The 13,572-nt window shown below is 54.3% G+C and carries 12 protein-coding genes and 1 other annotated feature; of the genes, 9 read left to right on the top strand and 3 right to left on the bottom strand.

The features are described 5' to 3' along the window. The first annotated feature begins 15 nt into the window (after positions 1 to 15). On the top strand, positions 16 to 777 hold the full coding sequence (locus C9I92_RS11855) for a YciK family oxidoreductase (protein WP_047883324.1): 762 nt from the start codon (positions 16 to 18) through the stop codon (positions 775 to 777). Positions 778 to 857: 80 nt separating this feature from the next. Here C9I92_RS11855 and rluB read toward each other — a convergent pair whose 3' ends face one another. The 3 genes from rluB to rnm all read right to left on the bottom strand — a co-directional run bounded on the left by rluB (position 858) and on the right by rnm (position 3,605). Then, complete coding sequence (gene rluB, locus C9I92_RS11850) at positions 858 to 1,868, bottom strand: 23S rRNA pseudouridine(2605) synthase RluB (RefSeq protein ID WP_047883323.1); 1,011 nt, start codon at positions 1,866 to 1,868, stop codon at positions 858 to 860. 226 nt (positions 1,869 to 2,094) lie between these two features. Then, positions 2,095 to 2,715 (bottom strand): L-threonylcarbamoyladenylate synthase, encoded by a 621-nt coding sequence (locus C9I92_RS11845; protein ID WP_047883322.1) that lies wholly within the window; start codon positions 2,713 to 2,715, stop codon positions 2,095 to 2,097. Then, on the bottom strand, positions 2,712 to 3,605 hold the full coding sequence (rnm, locus tag C9I92_RS11840; RefSeq protein ID WP_047883321.1) for an RNase RNM: 894 nt from the start codon (positions 3,603 to 3,605) through the stop codon (positions 2,712 to 2,714). The genes C9I92_RS11845 and rnm overlap by 4 nt, the downstream gene beginning before the upstream one ends. 125 nt (positions 3,606 to 3,730) lie before the next feature. Next, positions 3,731 to 3,824: a sequence feature (Trp leader region), on the top strand. A gap of 72 nt (positions 3,825 to 3,896) precedes the next feature. Between rnm and C9I92_RS11835 the strand changes: the two genes are divergently transcribed. The 8 genes from C9I92_RS11835 (at position 3,897) to C9I92_RS11800 (ending at position 13,467) form a co-directional block, all read left to right on the top strand. Beyond that, entirely contained in the window at positions 3,897 to 4,910 is a 1,014-nt protein-coding gene (locus tag C9I92_RS11835) for a bifunctional 3-deoxy-7-phosphoheptulonate synthase/chorismate mutase (RefSeq protein WP_047883320.1), read from the top strand. A 17-nt stretch (positions 4,911 to 4,927) separates the two neighbouring features. Next, the gene (locus tag C9I92_RS11830; RefSeq protein ID WP_047883319.1) at positions 4,928 to 6,508 is read left to right on the top strand and encodes an anthranilate synthase component 1; all 1,581 of its coding nucleotides are present in this window, start codon (positions 4,928 to 4,930) and stop codon (positions 6,506 to 6,508) included. Positions 6,509 to 6,518: 10 nt separating this feature from the next. Then, positions 6,519 to 7,148, top strand: coding sequence for an aminodeoxychorismate/anthranilate synthase component II (locus C9I92_RS11825; protein WP_047883318.1), 630 nt, complete (start codon positions 6,519 to 6,521; stop codon positions 7,146 to 7,148). A 33-nt stretch (positions 7,149 to 7,181) separates the two neighbouring features. Beyond that, positions 7,182 to 8,192 (top strand): anthranilate phosphoribosyltransferase, encoded by a 1,011-nt coding sequence (gene trpD / locus C9I92_RS11820; protein WP_047883317.1) that lies wholly within the window; start codon positions 7,182 to 7,184, stop codon positions 8,190 to 8,192. 2 nt (positions 8,193 to 8,194) lie between these two features. Beyond that, positions 8,195 to 9,565 (top strand): bifunctional indole-3-glycerol-phosphate synthase TrpC/phosphoribosylanthranilate isomerase TrpF, encoded by a 1,371-nt coding sequence (trpCF, locus tag C9I92_RS11815; RefSeq protein ID WP_047883316.1) that lies wholly within the window; start codon positions 8,195 to 8,197, stop codon positions 9,563 to 9,565. Positions 9,566 to 9,579: 14 nt separating this feature from the next. Further along, positions 9,580 to 10,770 (top strand): tryptophan synthase subunit beta, encoded by a 1,191-nt coding sequence (gene trpB / locus C9I92_RS11810; protein WP_047883315.1) that lies wholly within the window; start codon positions 9,580 to 9,582, stop codon positions 10,768 to 10,770. After that, on the top strand, positions 10,770 to 11,576 hold the full coding sequence (gene trpA, locus C9I92_RS11805) for a tryptophan synthase subunit alpha (RefSeq protein WP_047883314.1): 807 nt from the start codon (positions 10,770 to 10,772) through the stop codon (positions 11,574 to 11,576). Before trpB ends, trpA begins: the two co-directional genes overlap by 1 nt. A 619-nt stretch (positions 11,577 to 12,195) precedes the next feature. Next, positions 12,196 to 13,467, top strand: coding sequence for a dicarboxylate/amino acid:cation symporter (locus C9I92_RS11800; RefSeq protein ID WP_084712422.1), 1,272 nt, complete (start codon positions 12,196 to 12,198; stop codon positions 13,465 to 13,467). Positions 13,468 to 13,572: the final 105 nt, after the last annotated feature.

The following is a 13,572-nucleotide window of genomic DNA, read 5'->3' as shown; positions in this document are numbered from 1 at the left end:
ATAAGGATGTAAAGCGTGGAGTATCAAATCGCCGACAACTCTCTGAAAGATAGAGTGATTCTTGTAACAGGCGCGGGTGACGGTATCGGGCGTCAGGCCGCAATCAGCTACGCAGCGCACGGTGCCACCGTGATTCTGCTGGGCCGAACCGTCGCCAAGCTGGAAGCGGTTTACGATGAAATTGAGTCGCTCGGCTACCCTCAGCCTGCGATTATCCCGCTGGATATGATGGGTGCGACTAAACAGCACTACATCGACATGGTGGAAACTATCGAAGGGCAGTTCGGTCGCCTGGACGGCGTGCTGCACAATGCCGGTCTGCTGGGCGTATTGAGCCCGTTTGACCAACTGGGCGAAGATACCTACGACGAAGTCATGCAGGTGAATGTGAAGGCGCAGTTCCTGCTGACTCAGGCGGTACTGCCGCTGGTGAAGAAGTCGCAAGACGGCCGTATCGTTTTCACATCTTCCACTGTGGGCCATCAGGGGCGCGCATTCTGGGGGGCATACGCCATCTCAAAATTCGCCACAGAAGGTATGATGCAGGTGCTGGCAGATGAACTGGCAAACACCAACGTGCGCGTCAACGCCATCAATCCGGGCGGTACCCGCACCGGCATGCGTGCCAAAGCGTTCCCGGCAGAAGATCCGAATCTGCTGAAAACTCCGGCTGATATCATTCCGCTGTACCTTTACCTGATGGGACCGGAAAGCAAAGACGTCAACGGCCAGTGCATTGATGCCCAGCCTAAACGCAAGCCCGGTGCTGCCAGCTAAGACGAAGCCCACCGTCGTCTGCTCTGAATGACAGGCATAAAAAAAGCAGCCAACCGGCTGCTTTTTTTCATATCTGGTACTTATTTACGTGTACGCGGCTTAGCCGGTTTGTTCTTCAGCGGATTGCGGCGGTTAGCTGCATTCCCTGACGGCTTGCGACGTGGACCATTGTTGCTTTCGCTACTTTCCACTTTGTTAGTGCGGGAAGAGGAACGACGCTGATCCTGACGGCGACGACCACCACGAGTTTCGTCATTCAGACGTTCTTCGTGACGACGCACGGCACGACGGATCTGACGCACACCACGCTTACGCTTCTGACCTTCAACAGTCAGATGTGTCTCGGTTTCCGGCGGCAGTTCCACTTTCTCACGCAGGTAGTTCACTTCCTTCAGCTCAAGCTCCATCCATCCGCCGCGAGGCAGATCTTTGGTCAGGAAGATATCACCGTAGCGAACACGCTTCAGGCGGCTTACGGTCACACCCTGTGAATCCCACAGACGACGAACCTCACGGTTACGGCCTTCGGTGATCACCACGTAGAAAGTGTGGTTCATACCCTCACCACCGGCGTAAACCACGTCTTCAAAACGTGCCATACCATCTTCCAGCTCAACGCCGCGAACTAGGTTACGCACCATTTCTTCGCTCACTTCACCGAAGACGCGCACCATGTACTCACGTTCAATGCTGCGGCTTGGGTGCATCAGGCGGTTTGCCAGTTCACCGTCAGTGGTGAACAGCAACAGACCTGCTGTGTTGGCATCCAGGCGTCCAACTGACACCCAGCGCCCGTCCGTCAGGCGTGGCAGACGGTCGAATACCGTACGACGACCTTCCGGATCATGGCGAGTACATAACTCACCTTCTGGTTTGTTATAAGCCAGTACACGACATACTTCATCAGAAGAAGAAACCAACTGAATCTTGTGACCGTCAATACGAACAACAGAACTCAGGTCTTCCAGTCGGTCACCCAACTGTGCAACCTTGCCGTCCACACTGACACGCCCATTCTGGATCAATAATTCGACTTCACGGCGAGAGCCCTGGCCAGAACGCGCCAGTACCTTCTGTAATTTTTCACTCATTAGACAAACCTTTGTCGCCTTCACAGGCGTCGAAAATCATCACACTTTAAGCCATCTTAAAGCGACGGCGGATTATGCCAAAAGCTTAGCTCAGTTACCACCGAAAACACGGTACAGAGCGCAGGAAATCATCATTTTTCCCACCCTATGCAAATATGCCCCAAGCGGCCGACTGACTCCTGCGGGCGCTAAGCTGTTGGCTATTATCTGTTCAGCTGACGCCGGGTTACTCAAATGGCGTCGGGTCACCGGCACCCACACGCACGATTTCCATTTCATCGTTGCTGAAATCAATCACTGTCGTGGGTTGCTCACCCAGGAAACCTCCATTGATGATCAGATCCACCGCATGTTCCAGCTTATCGCGAATATCATCAGGATCGGACTCAGTCACGTCACTTCCCGGCAAGATCAGCGATGTTGACATCATTGGCTCGCCCAAGGCTTCCAGCAGCGCAAGTGCAATAATATTGTTCGGCACCCGAATACCGATGGTTTTTCGTTTCGGGTTCATCAGCCGGCGCGGTACTTCCTTCGTTCCCTTAAAGATAAAGGTATATGCCCCCGGCGTGTTGTTACGCAGCAGGCGGAACGCCCCGTTGTCAACACGGGCATACAACGACAGCTCAGACAGATCACGGCACAACAGCGTAAAGTTGTGCTTATCATCAAGGCGACGGATTTGACAGATACGCTCCAGTGCCGATTTGTTTTCCAGCTGGCAACCCAGGGCATAGCCGGAATCAGTCGGATAAACAATTACCCCGCCATTGCGAATAATCGCCACGGCCTGATTGATCAGGCGGGTTTGCGGGTTTTCCGGGTGAACATAAAAAAACTGACTCATTCTTCCTCCGTTGAAAGTGTCCGCTCTTCCGACACTTCCTGTTCAATGCGCTTCTTCTCAACGCTCCAGTCCTGCCAGACTTCTGTCACCCCTTTGGGCTGCCACAGGTTGCGCCCGAGATCGGTCCAGGGAGAGACATAATGAAAATCAGAGCCTTGCGAAGCCAATAATTGAAATTCAATGGCATAATCGGCCAGCATGCGACGTTCCTGAGGGGATTGCTGCGGCAAGGCCACTTCCATCGCATCACCGCCGGCTTCCACAAAGGTTGTCAGCAGCCGCTTTAACCACTTGCCATTGAGTTTGTACCGTCCCGGATGGGCCAATACAGCCTGGCCGCCGGCAGCTTGAATCGCCGCCACAGCCTCGGCAATCGAGCACCAGTTAGGCGGTACGTAACCCGGTTTATTGCGGGTCAGAAACTTTTTGAACACACCCTGCATGGTCTTGGCGTGCCCTTGCTCGACCAGCCATTGGGCAAAATGTGCCCGGGTCAGGGTGGCCCCATTCGCCAGCGCTTTTGCCCCGTCCAGTGCCCCGTAAATCCGGTTCTTCGCCAGACGCTCACCAATCAGCACCGCACGGGCTTCACGACGTTCAGCCTGGGCCGCAATCAGAGTGGTGATTGCCGGGTGCTGCGGGTCGATATTCAGTCCGACAATGTGAATATCAAAATTTTGCCAAACTGTCGATATTTCAATGCCTTTGATCAGAGATATTGGCAGATCACCCTCCAAAATCGCCTGCTCAGCCGCTTCCAGACCGGCTACCGTGTCATGGTCTGTAATGGCCAGCACATCCACCCGTTTTTCTACGGCCCGGAGCATCAACGCTTGCGGGGATAAACGTCCGTCTGACGCCGTGGTGTGGCTGTGTAAATCAAACAACATAAAATTAAGGCCTTGACATTACTTCTCTGAACTAGTTTACTAGTACGCAGTTAAACGCAACCAAATGCATCGCGTTAAGGATTATTAACATGGTACAGCAAATTCATCATCAACTCTGCGCTTTCTTCTCTTGGTGGTGGCACTTCCCAACGCGGGTGGTGTGATTCGCTGTGCCTTGAGCCAGACAACACAAACCCGCCTGAGTGCGGGTTTTTTTCACTCTGCACCCAGATGGCAAACGATTAACTTCTTAATTTTTAGCAGTGCCAGGCACTGAATAGGGACTGAAACATGATTATCGTACTCAAACCCAATGCAACTGAAGAACAAGCGAAGACCATTCTGACCCGCATCGAAGAAGCCGGTTTGAAACCGTTGTACATGCCGGGTGTAGAGCGCATCGTGCTGGGCGCGCTGGGTGACGAACGCGTGCTCCAGCAACTGCACCTGGACGCCTACCCTTGCGTGGAAACCGTCAAGCCGATTCTGACCAAATACAAAATGGTCAGCCGTGAAGTACAGGCGCACGACACTGTGGTGCGCTTTGGCGGCGCAGCTATTGGCGGCGAAAAATTTGCGGTGATTGCCGGGCCATGCTCCGTCGAGTCCGAAAGCCAGCTGATGTCCGTTGCCGAAGTGGTGAAAAAGCATGGTGCGGTTGCATTGCGTGGTGGCGCATATAAACCCCGCACCAGCCCGTATGATTTTCAGGGTATGGGGCTGGATGGATTAAAATTACTGAAACAAGCCAACCAACAACTGGGGCTGCCAACCGTCTCAGAAGTTATGGAAGTGAGTCAGATGGATGCCATGTGCGAATACATTGACTGCTTACAAATTGGCGCACGCAATATGCAGAACTATGCGCTGCTGAAAGCTGTTGGTGAGAGTAAAAAACCGGTATTGCTCAAGCGTGGACTTTCCGCCACTATCGAAGAACTGCTGCTCGCGGCGGAATACATTTATGACGCAGGGAACCCGAACATTATCCTGTGTGAACGTGGTATCCGCACCTATGAGACAGCAACACGCAATACATTGGACCTGAACGCAGTCGCCGTTCTTAAACAACGCACCCACCTGCCGGTGGTTGTGGATCCAAGCCACGGAACCGGCGTGCGTGAACTGGTGATTCCGCTGTCCCGCGCAGCCGCTGCTGTCGGCGCGGACGGTATCATCGTCGAAACACACCTCAACCCGTGTGAAGCCTTGTCTGACGGTCACCAGGCACTGACCGGTCCAATGTTCGAACAATTAATGCAAGAGCTGAAACCGTTTGTAGAAGCGGCAGGGAGAACGCTGTGAATACGACCCCATTAGGCATGGGCGAGCTAGATGTGCTCAGCCTGGATGTCCCTTACGTATCAAACCCAACGGAGCTGTATTACTCCGTGTGTGGCAACCGGCCGCATAATCTGCTGCTGGAATCCGCCGAGATTGACTCTAAACAGGATCTAAAAAGCCTGATGCTGATTGATGCCGCGGTACGAATTGTCTGCCGTGGCCATCAGGTTCGCCTTGAGGCCCTGACTGATAACGGGCTGAACGTCCTGCAGACGCTGGAAAGCAAACTGCCAACCGACATAGAGGCCAACCGTGAAGCACGTTGCCTGATCCTGGATTTCCCGCAGGCAGGCCGTGCGCTGGATGAAGACAGCCGTCTGCGCCAGACCTCATCGTTTGACGCGTTGCGTCTGATCCAGCATGCATTTGACTGTACCGGGCAGCCTCGTGAAGCCCTGTTCCTCGGCGGGCTATTTGCCTACGACGTGGTGGACAGTTTTGAACCGCTGCCGCCGGTCAATCAGGATAACCGCTGTCCGGATTACCTGTTCTACATCGCCGAAACGCTGCTGGTAATTGACCACCAGCGTCGCAAAGGCAAACTGCAGGCGAGCCTGTTTGGCGGCGATGCCTACACCGCCAGCTATTTTGAACTGAGCCGCCGCCTGCAACACATTAAGGAAGCCTGCTTAGAGCCTAAGCCCCTGCCGGCTGCCGCCATTCTGGAAGCCTGCGAACCGCAAGCCAGTGTCAGTGACGAAGCCTTCTGCCAGCAGGTTGTCGACCTGAAGCAGCATGTGGTTAACGGTGATGTGTTCCAGGTGGTGCCGTCACGTCAGTTTATCCTGCCGTGCCCGTCACCGCTCAATGCCTATAAAGAGCTGAAAATCGGCAACCCGAGCCCATACATGTTCTTCCTGCAGGACGCCGATTTCACCTTGTTTGGTGCCTCGCCGGAAAGTGCCCTGAAGTACTGCGCGGACAGTAATCAGGTCGAGATTTACCCGATTGCCGGAACCCGACCTCGCGGCAAAAATCCAAACGGCTCCATCAATCTGGACTTAGATGGCCGCATTGAGCTGGAACTGCGCAGCGACATGAAAGAAAACGCTGAGCACATGATGCTGGTTGATCTGGCACGCAATGACGTCGCACGCATCAGTGAGCCCGGTACCCGCTATGTGGCGGACCTGCTGAAAGTCGATCGCTACAGCCACGTCATGCACCTGGTTTCGCGGGTGGTCGGCCAGCTACGCGGCGATCTGGATGCGCTCCATGCATATCAGGCCTGCATGAACATGGGAACACTGACCGGAGCACCGAAAATCCGCGCCATGCAGCTGATTCGGGAAGTGGAACAACGCCGTCGCGGCACCTATGGCGGGGCTGTTGGCTACCTGACCGGTGAAGGCGACATGGACACCTGCATCGTGATCCGCTCGGCGTATGTCGAAAACGGCATGGCCAGTGTGCAGGCCGGCGCCGGGGTTGTGTACGACTCACAGCCGCAAGCCGAAGCCGACGAAACCCGGAGTAAAGCGCAGGCGGTGATCAATGCGATCCGTCAGGCGCATACCGCGCCTCTGATGGCCTCATCATCGCGCAAAACTGCTGAATAAGGAGCCGGATATGACATCCCCACACATTGTATTACTGGATAACTTCGACTCCTTTACTTACAACCTAGTCGACCAATTCCGTTCGCTCGGCTGCACGGTCACCATCTATCGCAACAGCCTGAGTGCCGAACAGGTCGAACAGGCACTGGAAGCCTTGACCAATCCGGTGCTGGTCCTGTCTCCCGGCCCCGGTGCCCCTGCTGATGCTGGCTGTATGCCGGCACTGATCCAGCGCGTGCGGGGCAAAGTGCCGATGATTGGTATCTGTTTAGGCCATCAGGCCATCATCGAAGCCTATGGCGGTAAAGTCGCAGGAGCCGGTGAAATTGTGCACGGTAAGGCCGCCATGATGCGCCATAACGGACACGAAGTGTTTGGTCCACTGCCAAGCCCGCTGACCATTGCACGTTACCATTCGCTGGTCGCCCATGATGTTCCGGACAGCCTGACCGTTGTTGCGGATGTTGACAGCCTGGTGATGGCCGTGACCAACGACGCCGATCGGGTTTGTGGCTACCAGTTCCACCCGGAGTCCATCCTGACAACCCAAGGAGCCCAGCTGCTGACCAACACGCTGGAATGGGTCATGGCTGTACCACCAGGCGGACAACATACCGCCGAGCAAACTGCGCGCGGATAAGCGCTGGCATACCAAGCACTGAAGGATACTTTTATGGATGCGACCATTTACACTCTGGCTGACAAACTGTATGACCAGCAAAACCTCAGCCAAGAAGAAAGCCATACCCTGTTCGATGCCATCATCAAAGGGGAGGTCGAGCCGGTACTGCTGTCAGCCGTGCTCACCGCATTGAAAATCAAGGGCGAGACCCCGGCAGAAATCGCCGGCGCCGCACAGGCTTTGCTGGCCAATGCCAGCGATTTCCCCCGCCCGGACTATGACTTTGCCGATATCGTCGGGACCGGCGGCGACGGCCATAACACCATCAATATTTCGACCACCTCGGCGTTTGTTGCTGCAGCGTGTGGCGTCAAAGTCGCCAAGCACGGCAACCGCGGGGTATCGAGCAAATCCGGCTCGTCTGATCTGCTCGATAAATTCGGCATTAACCTCGCCATGTCACCGGACAGTGCCCGGGCAGCGCTTGACGAACAGGGCGTATGCTTCCTGTTTGCACCGCAATACCACGGCGGCGTCCGCCATGCCATGCCGGTTCGCCAGGCCCTGAAAACGCGCACCATCTTCAACCTGCTGGGGCCGTTGATTAATCCGGCCCGCCCGAATATCGAACTGATGGGCGTGTATGACAAAGCGCTGGTTCGCCCGATTGCCGAGACCATGGCTGCCATGGGCTTTAAACGGGCGGCAGTCGTACACGGCAGCGGACTGGACGAAGTGGCAATTCACGGAGAAACCACCGTGGCGGAAATCATTAACGGGGACATTCGTGAATACACTCTGACCCCGGCGGATTTTGGCCTGGAAACTTACCCGCTGGATGCAATTAAGGGTGGCGAGCCGGAAGAAAACCGTGCCATTATCACTGATATCCTGACCGGTAAAGGCACCGACGCCCAGATGGCTGCCGTTGCAGCTAACGTCGCGCTGTTACTGCGTTTATTTGGTCAGGAAGAGTTAAAGGACAATGCCCGACAAGCGCTGGCCGTGATGCAGTCCGGTCAGGCCTACCAGCTTGTGGGTCAACTGGCGGAACGAGGATAATCATGGAAACCGTGCTAGCAAAAATTGTCGCCGACAAACACCTTTGGGTTGAAGCCAGAAAACAACAGCAACCGCTGGAATCCTTTCAGGATGCGCTGACACCCAGCGACCGGGATTTCTATCAGGCGCTGTCCGGCGATCAGGCGGCATTTATTCTGGAATGCAAAAAAGCGTCACCGTCAAAAGGACTGATTCGCGAGGATTTTGACCTCGACTATATCGCACGAGTGTACAACAACCACGCCAGTGCCATTTCCGTACTGACTGATGAGAAATACTTTCAGGGGAACTTTGACTTTCTGCCGCAGGTACGTCGTCAGGTCTCCCAGCCGGTCTTGTGCAAAGATTTTATGATCGACCCGTATCAGGTTTATCTGGCGCGTCATTATGGAGCCGATGCGATCCTGTTGATGCTATCGGTGCTCGATGACGACCAGTACCAGCAACTGGCCCAAGTGGCAGAGTCACTGAACCTCGGCATCCTGACTGAGGTCAGTAACGAGGAAGAACTGGAGCGTGCCATTACCCTGAAGGCCAAGGTTGTCGGTATCAATAACCGTAACCTGCGTGACCTGAGCATTGATCTCAACCGGACCAAAGAGCTGGCACCTCGCCTGCCCGAGGGCACCATTGTGATTTCTGAGTCCGGTATCTACAACCACCAGCAGGTACGCGATCTTGCCGCCTATGCCAATGGCTTTCTGATTGGCAGCTCGCTGATGGCAGAAGATGATCTGGAACTGGCGATACGCCGCGTGACCCTCGGTGAGAATAAGGTCTGTGGCCTGACCCATGCCGATGATGCAGCCGCAGCGTACAAAAGCGGCGCCATCTATGGCGGTCTGATTTTTGTGTCAGGCTCTCCGCGTCAGGTCGACATTGAACAGGCCCGCATGATCATGAGTGGTGCTCCGCTGAAATACGTCGGTGTTTTCCGCAATGCTGATCCGGATGCAGTCACGAAAGCGGCAAAAGCCCTGGCACTCTTTGCGGTTCAATTACACGGTGAAGAAAGCCCGGAGTATGTGCAGGGGCTGAAAGCTCAGCTCCCCGCAGGCTGTGAGATCTGGAAAGCTCATGGTGTAACCGATTCCGTACCGGATTTCTCCCAGTGGCAAGTTGACCGCCATCTGCTCGACAGCAAAGTGGGCAACCAGTCCGGCGGCACCGGCGTTGCCTTTAACTGGCAACTGATCCCGGATGAGCAGAAAAAAATCACCATGCTGGCTGGCGGGCTGACCCCTGAGAACGTGTGTGAAGCGGCCCATATCGGCTGCAAGGGGCTGGATTTGAACTCCGGTGTTGAGAGCCAGCCCGGCAAGAAAGATGCGAACAAGTTACAGGCTGCATTTACAGCGATTAGAAAGTATTAAGGATAAGTACGATTATGAGCAAAATCAGCGCCTACTTTGGCGAATTTGGCGGGCAGTACGTACCGCAAATCCTCGTCCCGGCTTTGGACCAGCTGGAAGCCGCTTTTGTTGAAGCCCAGCTGGATCCGGCCTTCCAACAAGAATTTATGCACCTGCTGACCGAGTACGCAGGTCGCCCGACGGCCCTGACCCTGTGCCGTAACCTGACCAAGGGCACAAACACTAAACTGTACCTCAAGCGTGAAGACCTGCTGCACGGCGGCGCGCACAAAACCAATCAGGTGCTGGGTCAGGCACTGCTCGCCAAACGCATGGGCAAAACCGAAATTATCGCCGAAACCGGTGCCGGACAACACGGTGTGGCAACGGCCCTGGCCTGTGCCCTGCTCGGCCTGAAATGCCGCGTTTACATGGGTGCCAAAGACGTTGAACGCCAGAGTCCTAACGTATTTCGGATGAAACTGATGGGTGCAGAAGTGATTCCGGTTCATTCGGGCTCTGCCACCCTGAAAGATGCCTGCAACGAAGCGATGCGTGACTGGTCTGCCAGCTACGATACGGCGCATTACCTGCTGGGGACCGCTGCCGGGCCGCATCCGTTCCCGACCATTGTGCGTGAGTTCCAGCGGATTATCAGTGAAGAAACCAAAGCCCAGATTCTGGCGCGTGAAGGCCGTCTGCCGGATGCCGTCATCGCCTGTGTCGGTGGTGGTTCAAACGCGATCGGGATGTTTGCCGACTTCATTGAAGAAGAAAACGTGGGCCTGATCGGCGTTGAACCTGCCGGGAAAGGACTGGATACCAACATGCACGGTGCGCCGCTTAAGCACGGTAAACTCGGTATCTTCTTTGGTATGAAAGCCCCGTTGATGCAAGACGAGCACGGTCAGGTTGAAGAGTCTTACTCTGTCTCGGCCGGTCTCGACTTCCCGTCCGTCGGCCCTCAGCACGCTCACCTCAACGCCATTGGCCGTGCCGAATACGTGGCAATTACCGATGACGAGGCGCTGGATGCCTTCCAGTCCCTGGCGCGCAATGAAGGGATCATTCCGGCGCTGGAATCTGCGCATGCCCTGGCATACGCACTGAAACTGATAAAAGAAAACCCGGAAAAAGAACAGCTGCTGGTCGTTAACCTGTCAGGCCGCGGCGATAAGGATATTTTCACTGTTCACCACATTCTGGAAGAGAAGGGAGTGCTGTAATGGATCGTTATCAAACCCAATTTGCCCGTCTGGCGGCTAAACAGGAAGGCGCATTTGTTCCTTTCGTAACGATTGGCGATCCAAACCCGGAGCAGTCGCTGAACATCATCGAGACCCTGATTGCAGCCGGTGCTGACGCACTGGAGCTGGGTATCCCGTTTTCAGATCCGCTGGCCGATGGCCCGACGATTCAGGGCTCAACCATTCGGGCGCTGGAATCCGGTACCACCCCGACCGTCTGTTTTGAGCTGCTGAAAACCATTCGTGAGCGCCACCCGGACATTCCGGTTGGCCTGTTAATGTACGCCAACTTGGTATTTGCCAACGGAATTGAGCACTTCTATCAGCGCTGCGCAGATGCCGGGGTCGATTCGGTTCTGGTCGCTGATGTGCCGGTGAAAGAATCTGCCGAGTTTCGTGCTGCCGCTGAAAAGTACGGCATTCACCCGATTTTCATTGCCCCGCCAAATGCTAATGAAGATACGCTGAAAACTGTGGCTGAATATGGTGGCGGTTATACCTACCTGCTGTCCCGAGCCGGGGTGACCGGTGCTGAAACCAAAGCCGGTATGCCCATTGATAACCTGCTGGCCAGCCTGAAAGCACATGACGCCCCGCCGGCGCTGCTGGGTTTCGGAATTTCTGAACCAGCCCAGGTAAAAGACGCCATTCAGGCCGGTGCTGCTGGCGCCATTTCCGGCTCTGCCGTGGTGAAGATCATTGAGCGAAACCTGGCGGACAATGATGCCATGCTGTCGGAACTGCATCGCTTTGTCAGTGACATGAAAGCGGCGACCCGCGTCTAGTCGCCATATGTAGCAATAATGTGAAGCAAATAATGTGCAGCAAGAGTATGTAGTCGTAATAGGGTCAGTCTCGCATCATGCTTTGCATGGCCTCGGAGTGACCAGCGCACTTTATCGCATACCGCCGCACTTTATCGAAGACCGTATAGCTACTTGTTATAGCTACTTGTTGAAGCCGCCCCTGCTGGGCGGCTTCTTTATTTAGCCGGGTTGTAAATCGACAAGTTGCCGCCATTTCAGGGTTATACGGCTATGTATAAGACGTTTTCACATAGTCAATTAGAAGGAATGAGAGCAACCCACCACGAAAGCAGCAAAGCGCCAGCCAGACAGCGGAAAAGGCAATTTCGTGACACCCAACAAAAACTGAACAAAGATCAAAGAACTTCCCCTTATCTGCCCTTACAGTAGCCAACTTGTTAAGACAAAGGTCACGCTTCGCTACCAAGTGTTAGAAATGATAACCCAGGAATAAAACATTTAAATTTATTATTGATAAATATTATGTTTCGGTGTAAAAACACATCCGCAAAATATTGGGTTAACATTTAAAACAATTTCAAAACAAAATTCCAAACAGTAACGTGACCCTATAAAATTAAGCTAGCAGCAAACACAACTGAGGTATCTAAAGGTGTTAAAAGAAAAAGGACTGTTAGGCAATATCGGCGTCCAGGTCGTTATTGCCATGTGTGTGGGTACACTAGTCGGTGCAATGATGGGCCAGTCCGCCAGCATGTTTGCACCACTGGGCAGCATCTTTATCCATCTGATCAAAATGCTGGTCATTCCTCTGGTCGCAGTCGCGATCATCTCCGGTGCTGCCGGTCTTGGCGGCAGTCAGTCTGCCGGTAAAGTCGGTCTGACAACACTTGGCTTCTTCGGCCTGACCTCTGCGGTAGCCGTTGCCCTGGCACTGTTCATGGGGGAAGTCTTCAAACCGGGGATTGGTGTTGACCTCAGCGGTGTGGAAGGCATGTTCTCTAATGCCTATGCCGATAAAGGCGACCTGCCTTCGTTCTGGGCGACCCTTTTGGGGATGATCCCAACCAACGTTTTCCAGTCCCTGAATGAAGCCAACATTCTGCAGATTCTGGTGTTCTGCCTGTTCTTCGGTATTGCGGTATCGAAACTGGAAAAAGAGCGCCGTGAGCCACTTATCAACGGGGTCAATGCCATTGTGGATGCGATGGTATGGATGATCAACGTTGTCATGAAAGTTGCACCACTGGGCGTATTCGGTCTGATGGCCGATGCGGTCGGTACCTTCGGCTTTGGGGCGCTGATGGTCGTGTTTAAGCTGTTCGTGGTGTATGTGGGCGCGATTCTGATTTATGGCTTCCTCTTCTATCCGGCCATGATCAAGCTATTCAGCAAAACCTCGCCAATGAAGTTCCTGTCAGTAATGAAGAAACCTCAGGCCGTTGCCCTGTCTACCGCTTCTTCGATGGCGACCCTGCCAGTGACCATGGAAGCCTGTGAAGAAGAACTGGGTGTGAAAAACTCCACCGCTTCTTTCGTGCTGCCGCTGGGCGCAACCATCAATATGAGTGGTAATGCAATTTACTACGGTCTGGTGGCTATCTTCTTTGCCCAGATGTTCAACATCGACCTGGGCATGGGGGCATACATCGCCATTATTATCACCTCGACACTGGGTGCTGTTGGCCAGGCCGGCGTACCGGGCCCATCGTTCTTGGTTGTTGCGGTACTGCTGTCAGCCGGTATTCCGATTGAAGGCCTGCCACTGCTGTTCGCCCTAGACCGTATCTTCGATATGATTCGTACTGCGCTGAACATTACCGGTGACGCGGCATGTGCGGTCATCGTTGATAACATGATGAACGACGAAAGCGAACAAGCACCAGAGAACAAACCACAAAACGTGTGAGTTATCGGTTAGCGGTTCAAAACCGTTAAACGAATCAACAGGCGGCCGGGCACAACCCTGCCGCCTGTTTCTATACTGACTTAAGGTATACTATGGTTCTGCGTA

Origin of the sequence: Photobacterium ganghwense (assembly GCF_003025595.1) — a bacterium.
Lineage (GTDB): Bacteria > Pseudomonadota > Gammaproteobacteria > Enterobacterales > Vibrionaceae > Photobacterium > Photobacterium ganghwense.
Note: the sequence above shows the minus strand (reverse complement) of the source record. Positions and strands in the feature narration are given on the sequence as shown.

Coding starts and splice junctions, on each gene's coding strand:
- trpA (WP_047883314.1), top strand. CDS start 10,770: ATGGATCGTTATCAAACCCAATTTGCCCGTCTGGCGGCTAAACAGGAA.
- trpB (WP_047883315.1), top strand. CDS start 9,580: ATGAGCAAAATCAGCGCCTACTTTGGCGAATTTGGCGGGCAGTACGTA.
- trpD (WP_047883317.1), top strand. CDS start 7,182: ATGGATGCGACCATTTACACTCTGGCTGACAAACTGTATGACCAGCAA.
- C9I92_RS11825 (WP_047883318.1), top strand. CDS start 6,519: ATGACATCCCCACACATTGTATTACTGGATAACTTCGACTCCTTTACT.
- C9I92_RS11830 (WP_047883319.1), top strand. CDS start 4,928: ATGGGCGAGCTAGATGTGCTCAGCCTGGATGTCCCTTACGTATCAAAC.
- rluB (WP_047883323.1), bottom strand. CDS start 1,868: ATGAGTGAAAAATTACAGAAGGTACTGGCGCGTTCTGGCCAGGGCTCT.
- C9I92_RS11845 (WP_047883322.1), bottom strand. CDS start 2,715: ATGAGTCAGTTTTTTTATGTTCACCCGGAAAACCCGCAAACCCGCCTG.
- C9I92_RS11835 (WP_047883320.1), top strand. CDS start 3,897: ATGATTATCGTACTCAAACCCAATGCAACTGAAGAACAAGCGAAGACC.
- rnm (WP_047883321.1), bottom strand. CDS start 3,605: ATGTTGTTTGATTTACACAGCCACACCACGGCGTCAGACGGACGTTTA.
- trpCF (WP_047883316.1), top strand. CDS start 8,195: ATGGAAACCGTGCTAGCAAAAATTGTCGCCGACAAACACCTTTGGGTT.